At 64.5% G+C, this 17639-nt stretch carries 14 protein-coding genes; 6 read left to right on the forward strand and 8 right to left on the reverse strand.

Features of this window, described 5'->3' with window-relative positions; genetic code table 11:
* Window positions 1–24: 24 nt before the first annotated feature.
* The gene (gene uxaC, locus AB4037_RS20925) at window positions 25–1425 is read right to left on the reverse strand and encodes a glucuronate isomerase (RefSeq protein ID WP_441772816.1); all 1401 of its coding nucleotides are present in this window, start codon (window positions 1423–1425) and stop codon (window positions 25–27) included.
* 220 nt (window positions 1426–1645) lie between these two features.
* Between uxaC and AB4037_RS20930 the strand changes: the two genes are divergently transcribed.
* Both AB4037_RS20930 and AB4037_RS20935 read left to right on the forward strand, forming a co-directional pair.
* Window positions 1646–2386, forward strand: coding sequence for a GntR family transcriptional regulator (locus tag AB4037_RS20930; RefSeq protein WP_434955453.1), 741 nt, complete (start codon window positions 1646–1648; stop codon window positions 2384–2386).
* A gap of 163 nt (window positions 2387–2549) precedes the next feature.
* Window positions 2550–3818 carry a Gfo/Idh/MocA family protein gene (locus tag AB4037_RS20935; RefSeq protein ID WP_441772817.1) on the forward strand — a complete coding sequence of 423 codons (1269 nt, stop codon included), beginning with the start codon at window positions 2550–2552 and terminating at the stop codon, window positions 3816–3818.
* Window positions 3819–4103: 285 nt separating this feature from the next.
* Here the strand turns inward: AB4037_RS20935 and ypfJ are convergent, their stop codons facing one another.
* Both ypfJ and AB4037_RS20945 read right to left on the reverse strand, forming a co-directional pair.
* Entirely contained in the window at window positions 4104–5006 is a 903-nt protein-coding gene (ypfJ, locus tag AB4037_RS20940; RefSeq protein WP_441772818.1) for a KPN_02809 family neutral zinc metallopeptidase, read from the reverse strand.
* Window positions 5007–5244: 238 nt separating this feature from the next.
* Complete coding sequence (locus tag AB4037_RS20945) at window positions 5245–6081, reverse strand: uracil-DNA glycosylase (RefSeq protein WP_434955456.1); 837 nt, start codon at window positions 6079–6081, stop codon at window positions 5245–5247.
* Between the two features lie 146 nt (window positions 6082–6227).
* On the opposite strand from AB4037_RS20945, the gene AB4037_RS20950 reads away from it, so the two are divergent.
* Both AB4037_RS20950 and AB4037_RS20955 read left to right on the forward strand, forming a co-directional pair.
* Window positions 6228–7634, forward strand: a complete 1407-nt coding sequence (locus AB4037_RS20950) for a cell wall hydrolase (protein ID WP_441772819.1) — start codon at window positions 6228–6230, stop codon at window positions 7632–7634.
* A 439-nt stretch (window positions 7635–8073) separates the two neighbouring features.
* Window positions 8074–10878 carry a DUF2339 domain-containing protein gene (locus tag AB4037_RS20955; RefSeq protein ID WP_441772820.1) on the forward strand — a complete coding sequence of 935 codons (2805 nt, stop codon included), beginning with the start codon at window positions 8074–8076 and terminating at the stop codon, window positions 10876–10878.
* 575 nt (window positions 10879–11453) lie between these two features.
* Here the strand turns inward: AB4037_RS20955 and AB4037_RS20960 are convergent.
* From AB4037_RS20960 to AB4037_RS20970, 3 genes are read right to left on the reverse strand one after another with little or no spacing between them, the layout of a single operon-like run.
* Window positions 11454–11963: a tyrosine phosphatase family protein gene (locus tag AB4037_RS20960; RefSeq protein ID WP_434955459.1), complete on the reverse strand. Its 510-nt coding sequence runs from the start codon at window positions 11961–11963 to the stop codon at window positions 11454–11456.
* 6 nt (window positions 11964–11969) lie between these two features.
* Complete coding sequence (locus tag AB4037_RS20965; protein WP_434955460.1) at window positions 11970–12578, reverse strand: hydrolase; 609 nt, start codon at window positions 12576–12578, stop codon at window positions 11970–11972.
* 2 nt (window positions 12579–12580) lie between these two features.
* On the reverse strand, window positions 12581–13198 hold the full coding sequence (locus tag AB4037_RS20970) for a DNA-3-methyladenine glycosylase I (RefSeq protein ID WP_441772821.1): 618 nt from the start codon (window positions 13196–13198) through the stop codon (window positions 12581–12583).
* Between the two features lie 150 nt (window positions 13199–13348).
* Here AB4037_RS20970 and AB4037_RS20975 point away from each other — a divergent pair, with 150 nt between their 5' ends.
* Complete coding sequence (locus AB4037_RS20975; protein WP_434955462.1) at window positions 13349–14359, forward strand: LLM class flavin-dependent oxidoreductase; 1011 nt, start codon at window positions 13349–13351, stop codon at window positions 14357–14359.
* Here AB4037_RS20975 and AB4037_RS20980 read toward each other — a convergent pair.
* Together AB4037_RS20980 and ygfZ are read right to left on the reverse strand one after the other, a co-directional pair.
* Window positions 14341–14931: a hypothetical protein gene (locus tag AB4037_RS20980; protein ID WP_434955463.1), complete on the reverse strand. Its 591-nt coding sequence runs from the start codon at window positions 14929–14931 to the stop codon at window positions 14341–14343. The genes AB4037_RS20975 and AB4037_RS20980 overlap by 19 nt on opposite strands.
* A 379-nt stretch (window positions 14932–15310) precedes the next feature.
* Window positions 15311–16174 carry a CAF17-like 4Fe-4S cluster assembly/insertion protein YgfZ gene (gene ygfZ / locus AB4037_RS20985; RefSeq protein WP_441772822.1) on the reverse strand — a complete coding sequence of 288 codons (864 nt, stop codon included), beginning with the start codon at window positions 16172–16174 and terminating at the stop codon, window positions 15311–15313.
* A 139-nt stretch (window positions 16175–16313) separates the two neighbouring features.
* Here ygfZ and AB4037_RS20990 point away from each other — a divergent pair, with 139 nt between their 5' ends.
* Window positions 16314–17639, forward strand: a complete 1326-nt coding sequence (locus tag AB4037_RS20990; RefSeq protein WP_441772823.1) for a dihydroorotase — start codon at window positions 16314–16316, stop codon at window positions 17637–17639.

Here is a 17639-nt window from a genome sequence, read left to right on the forward strand (position 1 = left end):
CGCATGCCGCCATGGCACACGATGTCAGAGTTTGTAGGCGCGCTTGGCGAGGCTGTAGGCGAGGTCGACGGCGACCTCAGCTGCCTCGTCCTCGTCGAGGCGATGATCGGCCACTAGGCGGGCGAGGCAGGCGCAATCGACGCGGCGAGCCATGTCGTGGCGCGCCGGGATCGACAGATAGGCCCTGGTATCGTCGTTGAAGCCGACCGTGTTGTAGAAACCGGCCGTTTCCGTCGCGAGTTCGCGGAAGCGGCGCATGCCTTCCGGACTGTCGAGGAACCACCAGGGCGGGCCGAGCCGGAGCGCGGGATAATGGCCGGCGAGGGGCGCGAGTTCCCGGTTGAAGGCCGTTTCGTCCAAGGTGAACAGCACGACGGTGAGACCGGGCTCGTTGCCGACGGCGTCGAGCAGGGGCTTCAGCGCCTCGACATAGCTGGTCTGCCTGGGAATGTCGGCACCGACATCCGGACCGAAGCGGGTGAACAGCGCCGGATTGTGATTGCGGTAGGAGCCCGGATGGATCTGCATGGTGAGCCCGTCCTCCAGGCTCATCCGCGCCATTTCGGTCAGCATCTGCGCCCGGAACAGCTCGGCATCGGCGGGCGTTGCCGGTCCGGCGATGAGGCGGGCGAAGAGCGCTTCCGCCTCTGCCCGGCCGAGATTGGCCGTGCGGGCGCTGGGATGTCCATGGTCGCTCGAGGTCGCCCCCAGCGATCTGAAGAAGGCACGGCGTTCGCGGTGCGCCGTCAGATAGCCTTCCCAACTCGCGGGCTGCCCGGTCATATCGAGGAGATGTCGAACCTGGTTCCGGAAATCGGCACGATCGGCATCGACGACGGCGTCGGGGCGATAGGCCGGCAGGACACGGCCCTTCCAGCCGGAGGCACGGATGGCCTGATGGGCCTTCAGATCGTCGGTTGCCGCGTCGGTGGTGGAGATGGCCTCGATGTTGAAGCGGTCATAGAGGGCGCGGGGGCGGAATTCCGGCCGTTCGAGTGCGGCGGCGATCTCGTCATAGAGCCGGTCGGCATTGTCCGGTGCCAGGCGCTCGGTGATGCCGAAGCCGCTTTCCAGCGAATGCTCGAACCACAACCGGCTCGGCGTACCCCGGAACAGATACCAGTGTTCGGCAAAAAGCCGCCAGATCTTGCGGCCGTCGGTTTCGACAGCTGTCCCGTCTCGGCTGGGAATGCCGAGCATGTCCAGCCGTACACCCTGCGAATAGAGCATGCGTGTGATGTAGTGGTCCGGCTTGACGAACAGCGTGGCGGGATCGGGGAAGGGAGCATCCTCGGCATACCAATTGGGGTCGGTATGGCCGTGCGGGGAGAGAATCGGCAGGCCTGCCACCTGCCTGTAGAGGCGGCGGGCAATAGCCCTGGCGTCCGGTTCGATCGGCAAAAGCCTGTCGGGATGAAGTGCCATGCGGGGCTCGGCCCTGTTCTGGTTGGCGTCTCCTCTTGACGTTGGCTTTAACACTAAGATACTAGTGTGTCAAAATCTGATGATCGCGGCTCTCTGGAGCAAAGCGCGGTTGGTGGAAACGCTCTTCTACCCTAACTCCTTGTTCCGACGCGTCTTTGTGATTTGAAGTGGTTCAGTCAAATCACAGAATGCTCTGCGAGGACCACACCGGGCCGGGGCCATGGAAAGCCACGATACAAGCCATTCGCTGGAAATCCTGACGGCACGAGGCAAGGCGGCGCAATCCGGCCTTCGTCCGACGCGTCCGCGCGTCACCACAGCGACCCTGATCTACGATGACCTGCGTGAGGCGATCCTCGGCATGCGGCTGGTTCCCGGTACGCCACTGCAGGAAAAGGCGCTGACCCAGCGTTTCGGCGTGAGCAAGACACCGGTACGCGAGGCCCTGATCCGCCTGGCCGAGGACGGCCTGGTCGATATCTTCGCGCAATCGGGAACCTTCGTGTCGCGCGTGCCGGTGGCGGCCATTCCGGAGGCGGTGGTGATCCGCCAGTCGCTGGAGGACACGGCGGTGCGGCGCTTGATCGAGATCGCTACGGAAGCCGACATCGCCACGATCGACGCCATTCTGGCGCGCCAGCGCCTGCTGGCCGATCTTGGCGACAAGGACGCCTTTCACGAGGCGGACGAGGCTTTCCACCAGGCCATCGCCCAGATCGCCGGCTATCCCAGCATTCCGCGCCTGCTGCGCCAGATCAAGGTGCAGATGGATCGCGCAAGGCGGCTGACCCTGCCGGTGACGGGCCGCATGCATCAGGTCATCGCCGAGCATAGCTTCATCCGCGATGCCATTGCCCGCCGTGATGTCGAGGTGGCCAGCAAGGCCATGAAAGCCCATCTGAGCGCCGTCGTTCCCGACATCGACCGGCTCCGGGTGCAGTATCCCGACTATTTCGTTTAGGGAGAAATGCGATTTCAATAAATCGTTTTTCTCTAAGTTGTTGTTTTAACGCATTTTCTTAACCGAAAAGTCTACCAACTTTTCTGGAAGATGCTCCAAGCGCCCCGGAGAAAGATCCCGTTCCCGGGCGCCGTCAACAGCCAGAACCGCATGAGGAAACGCTATGACGATGCAAGCGACGAGACATGAGGATGGGGAAAGCGCAGAGAGGCATCGGGTGGCCCTGGTCGGCACAGGCCATCGCGGAGCCGGCATGTGGGGCAAGGAACTGCTCCAGGGCTGGCGCGACCGGGCCGAATTCGTGGCGATCTGCGACATCAACGAAATGCGGGCCACGGCCGCGCGCACTGCGATCGGCACCAACGCAGCCGTCTACACCGATGTCGACCAGATGCTGGCGAGCGTGAAGCCGGAGATCGTCATCGTCTGCAGCCGCGACGACACCCATGACGAGATCATCGTCAAGGCGCTAGAGGCGGGCTGCCGGGTGATCACCGAAAAGCCGATGACCACCACGCCGGAAAAATGCCGCCGCATCCTCGAAGCCGAGGCGCGCACCGGCCGGCCTGTCGACGTGACCTTCAACTATCGCTTCGCGCCCACGGCCGCCCGCATCAAGCAGTTGCTGCGCGAGGAGGCTGTTGGGACCGTGACCTCGGTCGATTTCCATTGGTATCTCGACACCCAGCATGGCGCCGATTATTTCCGCCGCTGGCACGCCAAGGAAGCCCATTCGGGCAGCCTGTTCGTGCACAAGGCTACCCACCATTTCGACCTGCTCAACTGGTATCTGGAATCGGTGCCGCGCGAGGTCTCGGCCTTCGGCACGCAGCGCAATTACGGCCGCAACGGGCCGTTCCGCGGCGAGCGCTGCCAGACCTGCGTCCATGCCCAGGATTGCGATTTCTATTTCGACATGAGCAAGGACCCTTGGCTGACCATGCTCTATGAGGATCCGTCAGCCGAGGACGGCTATGTGCGCGATGGCTGCGTCTATCGTGAGGACATCGACATCGCCGACACCATGACGGCGATGCTGCGCTTCGAAAACGAAGTCATCGTGTCCTATTCCCTCAACACTTTCATGCCGATCGAGGGCTATCACCTGGCCTTCAACGGCACCAAGGGGCGCATCGAGGTTCGCCAATATGAGCGCCAGGCCTTCGAAACGCCCGACCATGACGAGATCGTGCTGATGCACAATTTCGGCGGCGTCGAACGCATTCACGTGCCGCATGCCGGCGGCGGGCATTTCGGAGGCGACGATCGCCTGCGCGACATGCTGCTACGCCCCGGCATGACCGATCCGCTTGGCCAGCGCGCCGGCGCGCTGGCAGGGGCGATGTCGATGCTGTGCGGTGCGGCGGCTCTTGCCAGCATGAAGTCGGGACGGCCGGTCAAACTGGCCGAACTCGGAGGCCTGCCGGCCTGATGAGGGCGGGTCTTCGTCTTCTGACCTGCATCTTTGCATGCCGCCTGAAATCGAATGAGTTTACGCAAGGGGGGCTGCCCCTCACCTTACCTCTCCCCGTAAGAACGGGGGGAGGGGACTTTGACGTCGAGTTTATGCAAAAGCCTCTCATCTCGCCCAACGGTGGGCGAGATGAAAGCTCCGAGGATCAATTGCAACGCTTGCGCCTCCTCTCCCCGTCCTTACGGGGAGAGGTAAGGTGAGGGGCCGCGCGACCTCAACGACAAGGGAGCGAAGTATTCCCCCTCAGATGGCGCCGGAGGTGTCGCAGGAACGGATCTGGCCGCTCTTCAGGCCGGTGACGAACCAGCGCTGGCGCTGCGCCGCCGTGCCATGGGTGAAGCTGTCGGGCACGACATAGCCCTGCATCTTCTTCTGCAGCATGTCGTCGCCGATGGCCTGGGCCGTCTGCAATGCGCCCTCGATGTCGCCCTGCTCGATGAACTTGAAATCCTGCTGCGTGCGATTAGCCCAGACGCCTGCCAGGCAATCGGCCTGCAGTTCCTGGCGCACCGAGGAGCCGCCGGCGCCCGCGCCGCCCTCTCGCAGCAGGCCGAGTTCGTCCTGCACATGATGGCCGACTTCATGCGCGATCACATAGGCCTGGGCGAAGGCGCAGGCGCCCTGGCCGGCCGGACAGGCATTGAAGCGGTTGCGCATCTCATCGAAGAAGGCGGTGTCGAGGTAGACCTTCTTGTCGTTCGGGCAATAGAACGGACCCATGGCCGACTGGGCCGTGCCGCAGGCCGAGCGAGTCACGCCGTTGAACAGCACAAGCTCGGTCGGCTGGTAGGCCTTGCCCTTGACCTGTTCCTGGAACAATTTCGTCCAGGTGTCCTCGGTGGAGCCGAGGATCTTGCGTACGAACGTGCCTGAAGCGTCGTCGGCGCCGCCTGTCTGGCTGGAGGGGCGCGGTTGCTGCTGTTGCTGGACCTGCGGCTCACCGCCGCCACTCAAGCCCTGCAGGGCGTTGAAGGCCGCTTCGGGGCCGACGAGGAAATAGAGAGCCGCGACGATCACCAGGCCGCCCAGGCCGATGCCGCCCCGTCCGCCCGGAAAGCCTCCGCCGCCGCCACCGCCGCCGAAACCACCGCCTTCGCCGCGACGATCGTCGACATTGTCGGATGCGCGCATATCGTCGAGTTTCATCGCCCTGTCTCCTGCTCCCCGGATGCCGGCCGTTCACCGATGTCGGGCCGGCATGGTGATTTGTGCTCCTGCAAGCCATACCCAATAAATATGTCTTCGCAAAGCCCGTTACAGGGGCTCTAGGCGGTGCTTACGTAAGGAAATACAGTTTTCCCGAAATGCGCCGTTCGGTTCGGCGCAAGGAGCGGGGATCACAAAGTTTCTCCCACGACGGCAAAGGGCTGGGCACGCGTTTGTCTCAGGAAGCGTCCTGCTCGAGTGCCGTGCGGATCGCGCGGAAATCGCGCCAGGCCAGCCTCTTCTGCACCGGCTGGCGTAAGAGATAGGCCGGATGCAGCGTAGCGATCGCCCGGATACGCTGGCCTGAAAGCTCATGGTCGAGCCAGCGCCCGCGCAGTTTCAGGATACCGTCGGTGGCGCCAAGCAGCGCCTGGGCACTGCGTGCGCCGAGGCAGACCAGGACCTTGGGCGCGACCAGTTCGATCTGGCGTTCGATGAAGGGACGGCAGATCGTGGTCTCCTGCGGGGTCGGGTCGCGATTGCCGGGCGGGCGCCAGGGCACGACATTGGCGATATAGGCCTTGGTGCGGTCAAGGCCGATGGCGGTGAGCATGCGGTCGAGCAACTGGCCCGAGCGGCCGACGAAAGGTTTGCCCTGGATGTCCTCGTCGCGCCCGGGCGCTTCGCCCACGAACATCACCTTGGCGTCGGCAGCCCCGTCGGCAAAGACGAGTCGGCTCGCCGTGGCCTTGAGGGCGCAGCCGTCGAAGCGCTCGAGAAGATCGCGCAATTCGTCCAGCGTGCGGGCGCTGCGCGCCTGCTCGCGCGCAGCCAGTTCCACCGCGTCCGGGGAGGTGGTGAGCATGGTCGGCGCCGGGGACGCCATGCGGGGCTGCGCCGTGGCGGCAGGAGCTCTGCGCGCCGGCTCGGGCTCCGGTGCGGAACGGACGGGGGAGGGGGAGAAAACAGCCTGCGCGCTTTCGGTAAAGCGGTCGACCGGTTCGTCGCCAACAGCCACGTCTACGCCCATATCGGCATACCATTGCAGCAGCGCGACGATCTGTTCGGGGGGCATGGACGCGGACATCATGGCGAAAGGATAGAGCAAAGCTTCCAGAGTTGGAACAGGCTGGGCGCCCCTGTTAACTCCCCATCAAGGTTAATGCATCATCAATGAGCTCATCGGCAACGCCGTGTTGGTTGAACCTGTGAGCCTCGTCCATGCTGCTGCGCCGGCCCGTCATCATCGCCCTTCTGCTCTGCGCTGGCGCCACCAGCACGATGATGTACCGCCGCTCGACCGCCGTGCAGGCGAGCCCCGCCGTTGCCGCTACCATGCATGGCGCCCTGCAGGGCGCGCCGGGCGCGCGGCGCGCCGTGGTGATGCGGGCTGGTCTGTTCGCAATGCCGCAGCTCAGCCTAGCCGATATCGGTTTGGCGCCGCAGACCGCCTTCGGTGACGGCTTCACGCTGCGGGCCATGCCTGCCAGCCTGACGCTGACGCCGAACCGAAACGATTTCATGCCGCTTCCCGATGATGTCGGCCCGCCCAGTGCACCGATCCGGGACGCCACCAAGAAAGGCATGACGATCTGGCCCGAGGTGATCCGGGCAGCCAAGGGTGACCGGCGGCCAGACCGGGGTGTCGGAGAGAATGTTGCCTATATGGCGTTGGGCGATCCACATGTGCTGATGCCCAAAGTCGGCGCCAAGCCGATGGCGCGGCAGTCGCGCAGGCTCCAGCCGCCAGAGACCGCCGAGGGGCTGCAGCAATTCCAGCCGTCCCGGCTCAGTGCCATCGTGGTCACGAAGCTTGCCGAGCGGCTTTCGGTCGCCGATGTCGATCTCGGCGGACATGATGGCGCGGTCCCTCTCGATCATTCGCTTGCCCCGGCTGGTGGCATGTCGCCGGCGGCGAGCCGCCCCGACCTCGCGAGCCTGACCAGCAGTACGACCCGAGCGGACGAGGCGCGGCCGGTCGAACTCGCCATGGCCGACCCGAGCGCCCTCCAGCCGGTGGTGGCCCAGCCAGTCTTGACCCAACCTGTCATGGCTTTGGCGAACGTGCAGCCGGTGATGACGCCGGACGATGCCCAGACCATGCCTGAAATCGGCAGCGACGAGGGTTTGACCGATGCGCAGAAGAAATCGCGTATTGCCGGCCTGCCCGGGCTGGACGACGGCAAGGCCCGCCCGCTCGACCTGCCGCCGGCAGCCTTCACCAAGGCACAGATTTGCCTGGCGACGGCGATCTATTTCGAGGCCCGCGGCGAAAGCCGCGAGGGACAGGTGGCCGTCGCCCAAGTCATCATCAACCGCCTGCGCTCGCCCTTCTATCCCAAGAATGTCTGCGACGTAGTCTACCAGGGGGCCAGCAACAAGCGCTATGGCGGCTGCCAGTTCTCCTTCGCCTGCGATCTCGTCGCCGACAAGGTTACCGAGAAGGAGCCCTGGGAGCAGGCCCTGGTCCTCGCCGAGCGGGTGATGAACGCCAAGGACTGGATCCCAGAAGTCGGGAACGCCACGCATTATCATGCCAATTATGTTCGTCCGCGCTGGGTGCGCGACATGCGCGAGAAGGACAAGATCGGCAAACATATCTTCTACCGCGTCAAATGGTGGGCCTGATCGGCAAGCTTCCACGATAGGCGTCCACAGTTCCTGTAACCGGCGGGATACACAAGATCCGGATTCACGCGTATGGCTGGCACCATAGTTGCGTTTATGGATGGCGTGATTTTCGCATCGTCGATGCGAGTGTAGCGAAGCAATCCAAATGTCGCTGAGGCGGCAATTCTTGCTACAGGATTGGCACGCGTCACTCGCGATGACGGCAAAGATCTTGTCCATGATCAACGCAGCTTCAATTGCCGGGCAAACCGCCTGCACTTGTCGCCCAGAGCATTTTGCGATTTGTCCGGATCGGCCAGAATCGCAAAGACGCTCTAACCAATCCGTTGGATTGGCTTGGAAACAATGAGCTGGAGTGAAGCAGCGTTCACGCTTGAACGCGCTTTGCTCGAGGACCGCGCGGAGCCCGCGCTGCAATGACCTGTCATGGGTGAGCATGTCTGAAGATAGCGCCTTCCTCCTCATCGGCCTCCTGGTGCTCGCCTTTCCGGTGCTGGCGATTGTCGGCTTCGTGATGACACTCGGCCTCAGGCGCAGGGTGCAGGAGCTGGAGGAAAGGGTTCGTCTGCTGGCAGGCCAGCGCCCGGTGCCGGTCGACATCGCCAGCACCGGCGCGACGGCCTCGCCGGCGCCAGCTCTGGCCGGGGAAAGAAAGGCCGCCGAGCCCGTACGGGCAACGGTTGCACCGGTTTCCACTGCCTCGCCTGTCGAGACGTCGCCGATAGTCGGGCAGGCACAGGCGCCAGTCCGGCCGGAACCGGTGATGGCTGCTTCCGGGCAGGCTCAGCGCCGCGCGGCGCCCGACAAGCCCAAGGTCAGCCTCGAGGAGAAGCTTGGCACGCGCTGGGCCGTCTGGGTCGGCGGGCTGGCGCTGGCACTCGGAGGTGCTTTTATGGTGCGGTATGCCATCGAGGAGGAGCTTCTCGGCCCCGGTGCGCGCATCCTGGCTGGCCTCGTCTTCTCCCTGGCCCTGATCTGCGGCGGCGAATATTTGAGGCGTCGTCCGGTGGCGCCAGCCGCAGGACAGGCGGCCTATATTCCCGGCGTGGTCACGGCCGCGGGCACGGTGGCCCTCTTCGCCACCGTCTATGCCGCTTATGCGCTCTATGATTTCCTCAGCCCGGCCCAAGCCTTCGTGCTGCTTGGCCTGGTCGGCATCGCCACCATGTATGCGGCGGCGCTGCATGGCCCCTGGCTCGCCGGCCTGGGCCTCGTCGGCGCCTATGGCGCGCCCCTGCTGGTGTCCTCGAACCAGCCCAATCCCTGGGCGCTCGCCCTCTATGTCGTAGTGGTGACATCAGCCGCTTTCATGCTGGCGCGTATTCGCCTCTGGCGCTGGCTCGCCATCGCCGCCGGTATCGGCGCCTTCTGCTATGGCTTCGTGCTGGGCAGCATCATGGGCGAGGACACCGGTGCCATGGTGTTCTACATCCTCGCTTTGTCGGCGCTGGTCGGCGCGGCGCTGATCTACGAGCCCCATCACGGCAAGACCTATCAGCGTTTCGATCCCATCGGCCTCGGCGCGGTCGCGGGTCTCGCGGTGCTGGCCGTCTCTTTCGCCGGCGCCGATGTGTTCGGGCATGCCTCGCTCGCCACCTTGCTGATCGTGATGGCACTGGCGCTGGCGGCCGCGCTCGCCTTCGATGCACTGGCCCCGGCCGCCGTGATCGCCGGCCTGGCCGGGCTGGCCTGCCTGTGGATCTGGCCGATTGGCGGGCAACTCGCCGCCGAACCACTGGTGGTGGTGCCGGGCCATCTCTATCTGCCCTTCCTGATGCCGGACGCGCTGCAGGCCTATCTGCAGATCGCGATCATCCCGGCTGGCGTGCTGCTGCTGGCTACCACGATCAGCCTGATGCGCCACCCCAGGCCGCAACTGCCGGCACTGGCGCTGGCACTGGCGGGGACGGCAACCCCGGTCTTCGCACTGGCCATCGCCTATCTGCGTATCGAGAGCCTGCGCACCAGCCTGCCTTTCGGCGCGGTGGCAGCCGGGCTCGCCGTGCTCTTCGCCGCGACGACCGAGCGTTTCCTGCGATTGGAGAGGCAGGCGGGCGAGGATGAGACGCCCGGTGCCGGTTCCTCCCTGCATGCCGTCGCGAGCGCCTCGGCAGTGGCGCTGACGCTCACTTTCCTGATCACCGATTCCCCGCTCACACTGGCTTTTGGCCTGTCTGCGCTCGGCGCAGCCTGGATCTCGACCCTGCGGCCGCTGCCGGCCCTGCGCTGGTGCGCGGCCGGTTTCGTCCTGCTGGTGCTGGCGCGCATGGGCGGGGCCTGGACCCTGGCCGGCGCCAGCCTGGAACACTTCCCGGACTGGCAGGATATCGCGCTGCGCTATGCCGTGCCCGCCGCGGCCTTCTATTATGGCGGCGTCCTCCTGCGCCGGCGCAAGACAGATATTCCGGCCGCCATCCTCGATCTCGGCGCCATCCTGCTTGGCAGCGCAGCGGTGGTCTTCGCCATCCGCCTCGGCCTGCGCGGAGCGGAGGAGGCCGCTTATCCCGGCATGTCCCTCGCCGAGGCAGGGCTTTATACGGCACTCGCCTTTGCCGCCTCGATGGCGCTGGTCTATCGTTCCGGGGCGACCACCAGCCCGGTCTACCGGGTCGCGGCGCCGATCAGCGTCATCATCGCGCTTTGCCTGACGGTCACGGGGCCGTTGATCACTGCCAATCCCGTGATCAGCGGCGAGGCGATCGGCGGCGGCGCCCTCTTCAACACCTTGCTGCCCGGCTATGCCCTGCCGGCGCTGCTCGCGGGGGCGGCGGCGCTGTTCTGGCACTGGTATGGTCGTGGCGTCGGTAAGGAGGAACACAAGAATCGGGGCATGGAGAATGCGCCCTTTGCCCTGCTGTGCGGGATCTGTGCCTTCGTGCTCGGCTTCGTCTATGTCACCCTCGAAGTGCGCAAGATCTTTGCCGAGGGCGTGCCCGACTTCGCGTCGATCTCCTCGGCCGAGAACTGGGGCTATACCATCGCCTGGCTGCTCTATGGCCTGGTGCTGCTTGCCCTCGGCATTTGGGCGAAGGTGCGCGCCATCCGCCTGGGCTCGGCCATCGTGATCATGCTGGCGGTCGCCAAGGCCTTTCTGTTCGACATGTCGGAGCTGGAGGGGATCTGGCGTGCCTTGTCCTTCATGGGGCTCGGCGTCGCCTTGATCGGCATCGGCCTCGTCTATCAGCGCCTGTTGTTCGGGCCCAAAATCGGATCCGGGCAGGAACCGCGGCAGTCGCAGTGAATGGCTGGCATCGAGCCTTGTCCCGATGGCATCTTGCAGCGTCTCAGGCTGGAAGTGGCTTTGACGAACTTTGCCGTCCAAGAGTTGCGCCGGCACGCGGTGGAACGGCGGACGACCCGTGCGCGCAGCTGACCGTTTCGCTAAAAATCGTTTCGCAGCCAGCCGCGCGCAATTCCGTTAAGCTCTGCACACAGCCGTGCCACATCATCTTGCATCGCAGGGGGAGCGCGCGGGCGGGATTCACCGCATGTTCAAGTAGTTTTGTCATGCTGCCGGTATACCATATCCGTCGCTGCCCAAGCCTGCGGGGCTGCGCCACACCGACCGGCTCTGCCCCTCCACGGCTCCCGTCAGTGTCCGAAAGCGTGGTATGCCAGATTAAGTTTAAACTTGTATACTTCCAGCTCGGAGACAGATAGGCGGCGTCATCGGCCCGTCATCGATCTTTGCCATGGTCGCGGCCATCGAGCTGTCCGTTCCTCGACAGCGATGCGATGTTTGACCTTTTCCTGGCCCGGCTCCCCGCCGGGCTTTTTTTGGCGGGTCGCCGAGCGGCACTTTCCTGACGACACGCCTTACAAATGCAAGGCGAAGGGCACGCCTTCGAAGCAGTCCTCGCCGCGGCCGATGGCGTCGATGGCGGCAAGCATGCGGCCGTTGCGGCCAAGGCGCATGTCCGCCAGGGCCACGATGCGGCGGTTGGGGGTTGCGGTCGGCGACAGCCGGCGAATGGTTTGCGCCAGCTCATGCTCGTCGAGCGTGGGGTTGAGAGCGCAGGCCGCCGTGAAGGCCGCGGCGGTCGAGCGGCTGACCCCGGCATAGCAATGCACCACCAGCGGCGTCGCCTGGTCCCAGTCCCTGACGAAGGCGAGAAGCTGCGAGAGGTGGTCCTCGCCGGGCAGGATCTGCCCTTCTTCCGCCACCTCGACGATGTCGTTCATGCTGAGAAAGAGATGGCGCTTCTCCTCCACCGTGACAGGCCTGATCACCTTGGTGCCGGCATTGATCAAGGTCAGGATCTGGCGGGCGCCGGTGGCGGTGACCGTGGCGTCGAGCCGGGAGAGCGAGCAGACATTGATTTGCATGGTGGCTTACCTGAAGATCTGGGTAAAACGGTCGAGGAAGGCCCGCTGCGCCTGCTCCGCCGGCAGAGGTTCCAGCCTGGTCTGGTCCATTGGCCGGGGCAGGGGGCGCGGATCGCCGAAGATGCGGCAAGATTCCTCGATGCCGAAGCCGGCAAGCTGGGTCGCTTCGAGAAAGGCAGCCACCATGTCGGCTTTCTTGGTTAGTGCCTTGATCGCCGGAGGCGGGATGGCCGGCAGGCCGAAGCGCAGATGGATGGCTCCGAGCAGGCGGGCCTCCACGCTCTTATAGCTCTCCCCGATCACTGCCTTGAAGGGCGAGATCATGTCGCCGATGACATATTCGGGTGCATCGTGCAGCAGCACCATCAGCCTCACCATGTCGGGCTGGGAGGGCTCCATCGCATCGAGCACGTCGAGGACGAGCACGCTGTGCTGGGCCACCGAGAAGATGGCATTACCGCTGGTCTGGCCGTTCCAGCGCGCGACCCGGGCCAGGCCGTGGGCGATATCCTCGATTTCGATATCGAGCGGGGAAGGGTCGAGCAAATCGAGCCGTCGGCCCGATAACATGCGCTGCCAGGCCCGGTGAGGAGTGGCTTTCTTTACGCGTGCCATGGTCAGCCCGGATGCCCCGCCTTGCCGAGCTCGGCGCATTCGGCATGGCGGAAGCAGTCGACGAGATGGTCGTTGACCATGCCGACCGCCTGCATGAAGGCATAGACGATGGTGGGTCCGACGAATTTGAAGCCGCGCGCCTTCAGATCCTTGGAGATCTTTTGCGACAGGGCCGTCTCGGCCGGGACGTCGCCATGGGCGCGCGGTGTGTTCTGCAGGGGACGGCCGTCGAGGAAGTCCCACAGATAGGGCGAGAAGCCCTGCTTTTCCTCGATCTCCAGCCAGAGCCGGGCGCCCATGATGGTGCCTTCCACCTTGGAACGATTGCGCACGATGCCGGGATCGGCCATCAGGGCCGCCACCTTCTCCGGACCGTAAAGCGCGATCTTGGCCGGCTCGAAGCCGTCGAACACCTCGCGGAAATGCTCGCGCTTGCGCAGGATGGTAATCCAGGACAGGCCGGCCTGGAAACCGTCGAGGATGAGCTTTTCATAGAGAGCGCGGCCGTCATATTCGGGCACGCCCCATTCCTCGTCGTGATAGGCGATGTAGAAGGGGTCCAGCCCCGGCCAGGGACAACGGTACTTGCCGTCGTCGTGCAGAATGACTGTGCGTTCCATGCCGCCTTCTTGCCATGGCGAAAGCCGACTCGGGAAGAGGCAAGAACATTTCGTGATCGAGGGGAGAAGGTTAACTGCGCCCTTCCTTGCCAGGGCGGCAAAGCCACCTATATTAGTTCGATCGTCATCGAATTTTGTCGTGCCCTTTTCATGATCCCGATTTCAGTCCTCGACCTCTCGCCCATCGCCGTCGGCAGCAATGCCGGGCAGGCCCTCCACAATTCGCTGGACCTTGCCCGCCATGTCGAGCGGCTCGGCTATAATAGGCTGTGGCTGGCCGAGCATCACAACATGCCGGGCATTGCCAGCGCTGCCACCGCGGTGGCGCTTGCCCATGTCGCATCCGGCACCTCCACCATCCGTCTCGGGGCCGGCGGCATCATGCTGCCCAACCATGCGCCCTTGATGGTCGCCGAGGCCTTCGGCACGCTGGCGGCCCTGCATCCCGGGCGCATCGATCTCGGCGTCGGGCGGGCGCCCGGCACCGACCAGATTACAGCGCAGGCGCTGCGCCGCAATCTCAACGCAGAGATCGACGCCTTTCCGCGCGACGTCATCGAGCTGATGAATTATTTCAAGCCGGTGAGCCCGGATCAGCGCGTGCAGGCCGTTCCGGGGGCGGGGCTGGAGGTGCCGGTCTGGATCCTCGGTTCCAGCCTGTTCGGTGCGCAGCTTGCCGCCATGCTCGGCCTGCCCTTCGCATTCGCCTCGCATTTCGCGGCGGCTGATCTCGAAGGGGCGATCGCCATTTATCGCGGCCGCTTCGAGCCCTCCGAATATCTCGACAAACCCCATGTCATGCTGGGCATGAACGTGGTTGCCGCCGACACCGACGAGGAGGCCCAGTTCCTGCAGAGCTCACGCCTGCAGGCCTTCGTTAGCCTGCGCACGGGGCGGCCGGGCCTGATCCAGCCGCCGGTCGAGAACTACGAGGAGACGCTCGATGCCGTCGGCCGTGCAACGCTGCAGCATATGCGTCACATATCGGTGGTCGGCTCGCCCGCTACCGTCAAGGCGGGGATCGAGGAATTCGTCGCCCGTACCGGCGCCGACGAGATCATCGCCACCAACATGATCTTCGACCACGAGAAGACCAAGCGCTCCTACGAGATCCTCGCCGGTGAGATGATCGGTGCTCCGGCTCAGGTCAGCGTGTCATAGAGGCCGAGGGCCCAGCCGATCTCGGCAACCAGCGCGACGATGGCGAAGGCGAGCTGAAAGCGCTGGTTTGATACAATAATGGCGGCCGCGCTGGTGATGACGAAGAAGGCGATGCGCACCCAATATTCCGGGCCGAGCGACTGGACGTAGTCGCCGCCCTTGATGAGGGTGTCGATGATGTCGAGGAAGAAGGTGCCGATCAGGATGCCGAAAAACCATTTCCGGCGGGACATGAAATAGTCCTCGAAGCCCTTATACTCGTACATGGTGTCCGGAAAGAGCATCGTGCACATGAAGAAGAACACGCTCGCATAGAAGGCGACGAAGCCATAAAGCGGGAAGGTCCACTGCACGTTGACCAGATGGAATTCCCACCACCAGAACGAGATGATGTGAAGCAGCATGAAGAAGGTCCACGCCAGATGGACGCTGTAGATCTTGTGCTGGCGCGGATGCTGGACGAAGCGGGCAAGGCCGGTGAGCAGCCGGCCCATGCTGAGGCCCACGATGATGCTGATCACCGTGCGGACATGGCTCAAGACCGTCGGATCGAAGGCGTGGGGCTGGTTCACGGAGGCATCCTCGCGCTTTAGAGCGACAGCATGCCATTGCAACCATGACGCCCGGCATACTCATGAAGAGTCCCGCGCTCGGGCGGGTATGAAATTACTTCCCCAAAGCGTTTGCGATTTGACGGAGTCACCAAGAATCGCAAAGACGCGTCGAGACAAGAAGCTGGAGCAAAGCGCGTTCAGTCATGAACGTGCTTTGCTCTAGGATTGCCCGGAATCATCGCGGGAGCAAGACAGGCAGAGCGGGGTGTTGGGGAAGACTGCGCCGCGACGCCTGAATACAGCGCCGTACGGCTCACCATCTCGGCCGGCGCGTTGCCGAGACGACTCTGCAATTCGTGCGAGGGCGCAACGCCGGTTGAAGGCCGGGGAAGGAAGCTCAGGCCATCGCCTTGTGCGTCTCGCTCGGTCCAATCCACCAGAAGGGCTTGTCGACCGCCAGGGCAATGCCCTCCGCCGCCAGGATCTCGCCGGCAGCCAGCCCGTCTTCCACACGATCGAGCCGGAGCAGGGCCAACCCCCGCGTGCCGGCCGAGGAGCCGAGGGTGCCGGCAGGCCGGTCGCCGATGCGGATTTCCGTGCCGGCTGGCGGCAGGGGGGCGCTGGTTGTCACAGGCACGATGCGGGTGCGCGCGGTGCCGCGATGCTGCATGCGGCTGACGACTTCCTGGCCGACGAAGCAGCCTTTCTTGAAGTCGACGCCGGCGAGCATGTCCATCAGCACTTCGTGCGGGAAGGCATCGCCGAAGCGAAAATCCTTGCCGCCTTCGGGAATGCCGAGCTCGATGCGGCGGGCGTGATAGGCGGCAGTAGCGGTATCATCCACGCCGGCGACGACAGGCGCGTAAATGCGCAGACCAAGCTCGGGACGGCGGGGGTCGGGGAAGGCGATGGCGCTTTCGATAGCCAGGCCCTCGATATTGATCTCTTTGGAGGGCAGGGCAACGTAGACACCCCAGGCCGGCGACAGAGTCTCGACCGTCACCTTGGCGCGCAGCCGATAGAAATTGAGCCTCTTGGCTAAATCGGGCGCCACGTCGGCGTCGGTATCGAGATAGAGCCCGTCTTCCCCGATCGTCGCCAGGAAATCGAACAGGATCTTGCCCTGCGGCGTCAGCAAGGCACCCCATCTTCCCCGGCCGGGTTCGAGATGGGCAATGTCGCAGGTGACGAGATTGGCGAACCAGGATCGAGCATCCTCGCCGCTGAGGCGGAGTATGGCGCGGTCGAGCAGATGGATCATGGCAAGGCAGTCCCGTTTCAGCCTCCCCTATATGGCAATCCCTGTGCGCGGCGTGAAGAGGCGGCGGATTGTTGGTTGAAAGCTGGCGCTCTCTGGGGGAAAAGCGCAGGGTTTCAGTTTCGTCCTCGAGGAGAGCGCCATGCCCCAGATCTTCGACCGCATCTTCCGCAATGGCGAAATCGTCAATCAGGACGGGCGGCATGGTGGCGATGTGGGGGTCAAGGATGGACGCATCGCGGCGCTGGGAGACCTGTCGCAGGCCAGTGCCGGCGAGGTGATCGATTGCACCGGGCTCACCATCCTTCCGGGTGTGATCGACAGCCAGGTGCATTTTCGCGAGCCGGGACCGACGCACAAGGAAGACCTCGAATCGGGGTCGCGGGCGGCGGTGATGGGCGGCGTCACCGCAGTGTTCGAGATGCCGAACACCGACCCGCTCACCATTACGCCCGAAGCCCTGGCCGACAAGGTCAGCCGCGGCACGCATCGCATGCATTGCGATTTCGCCTTCTGGGTTGGCGGCACCCGCGAGAACGCGCCGGAGGTGGCGGAACTGGAGCGCCTGCCGGGCGCAGCCGGCATCAAGGTGTTCATGGGCTCTTCCACCGGTTCGCTCTTGGTCGAGGACGACGAGGGCGTGCGCGAGATCCTCAAGCGTACGCGCCGCCGTGCCGCCTTCCATTCGGAGGACGAGTATCGCCTGCGCGAGCGGCGCGATTTGCGCATCCAGGGGGACGCCTCGTCCCACCCGGTCTGGCGCGACGTCGAGGCGGCCCTCAACTGCACGCGCCGCCTCGTCGCCATTGCCGAGGAGACGGGCGCGCCCATCCATGTCCTGCACATCTCGACGGCGGACGAGATACCCTTCCTCGGCGCGCATAAGCGGCTGGTGACCTGCGAGGCGACGCCGCATCATCTCACTCTGGCTGGCCCGGAGGCCTATGAGAAACTGGGCACGCTGGTGCAGATGAACCCGCCGGTTCGTGATGCCGGTCATCGCGAGGGCATCTGGCACGGCATCCGCCAGGGCATCGTCGACGTGCTCGGCTCCGACCACGCGCCGCATACGCTGGAAGAAAAGGCCAAGCCCTATCCCGATTCTCCCTCGGGCATGACCGGCGTGCAGACCTTGGTGCCGGTGATGCTCGACCATGTGAACCAAGGCCGGCTGTCATTGGAGCGTTTCGTCGACCTCACCAGCCACGGCCCCTGCCGCATCTTCGGCATGGCCGGCAAGGGTCGCATCGCCGTCGGTTATGACGCTGACCTCACCATCGTCGACCTCAAGCGCAAGGAGACCATCCGCAACGGGTGGATTGCCTCCAAATGCGGCTGGACGCCCTATGACGGCGTTGAGGTCACTGGCTGGCCTGTTGGCACCATCGTGCGCGGTGCCAGGGTGATGTGGGAAGGCTCGCTGGACGAACATTCGCGCGGCGAGGCCGTGCGTTTCTGGACGGCCTGA

The organism is Labrys sp. KB_33_2, from assembly GCF_052114505.1.
Classification (GTDB): Bacteria; Pseudomonadota; Alphaproteobacteria; order Rhizobiales; family Labraceae; genus Labrys.

Bases quoted from the DNA above. Each gene is read 5' to 3' on its own strand.
- uxaC (WP_441772816.1), bottom strand. From the start codon at position 1,425: ATGGCACTTCATCCCGACAGGCTTTTGCCGATCGAACCGGACGCCAGG.
- AB4037_RS20930 (WP_434955453.1), top strand. From the start codon at position 1,646: ATGGAAAGCCACGATACAAGCCATTCGCTGGAAATCCTGACGGCACGA.
- AB4037_RS20935 (WP_441772817.1), top strand. From the start codon at position 2,550: ATGACGATGCAAGCGACGAGACATGAGGATGGGGAAAGCGCAGAGAGG.
- ypfJ (WP_441772818.1), bottom strand. From the start codon at position 5,006: ATGAAACTCGACGATATGCGCGCATCCGACAATGTCGACGATCGTCGC.
- AB4037_RS20945 (WP_434955456.1), bottom strand. From the start codon at position 6,081: ATGCCCCCCGAACAGATCGTCGCGCTGCTGCAATGGTATGCCGATATG.
- AB4037_RS20950 (WP_441772819.1), top strand. From the start codon at position 6,228: ATGCTGCTGCGCCGGCCCGTCATCATCGCCCTTCTGCTCTGCGCTGGC.
- AB4037_RS20955 (WP_441772820.1), top strand. From the start codon at position 8,074: ATGTCTGAAGATAGCGCCTTCCTCCTCATCGGCCTCCTGGTGCTCGCC.
- AB4037_RS20960 (WP_434955459.1), bottom strand. From the start codon at position 11,963: ATGCAAATCAATGTCTGCTCGCTCTCCCGGCTCGACGCCACGGTCACC.
- AB4037_RS20965 (WP_434955460.1), bottom strand. From the start codon at position 12,578: ATGGCACGCGTAAAGAAAGCCACTCCTCACCGGGCCTGGCAGCGCATG.
- AB4037_RS20970 (WP_441772821.1), bottom strand. From the start codon at position 13,198: ATGGAACGCACAGTCATTCTGCACGACGACGGCAAGTACCGTTGTCCC.
- AB4037_RS20975 (WP_434955462.1), top strand. From the start codon at position 13,349: ATGATCCCGATTTCAGTCCTCGACCTCTCGCCCATCGCCGTCGGCAGC.
- ygfZ (WP_441772822.1), bottom strand. From the start codon at position 16,174: ATGATCCATCTGCTCGACCGCGCCATACTCCGCCTCAGCGGCGAGGAT.
- AB4037_RS20990 (WP_441772823.1), top strand. From the start codon at position 16,314: ATGCCCCAGATCTTCGACCGCATCTTCCGCAATGGCGAAATCGTCAAT.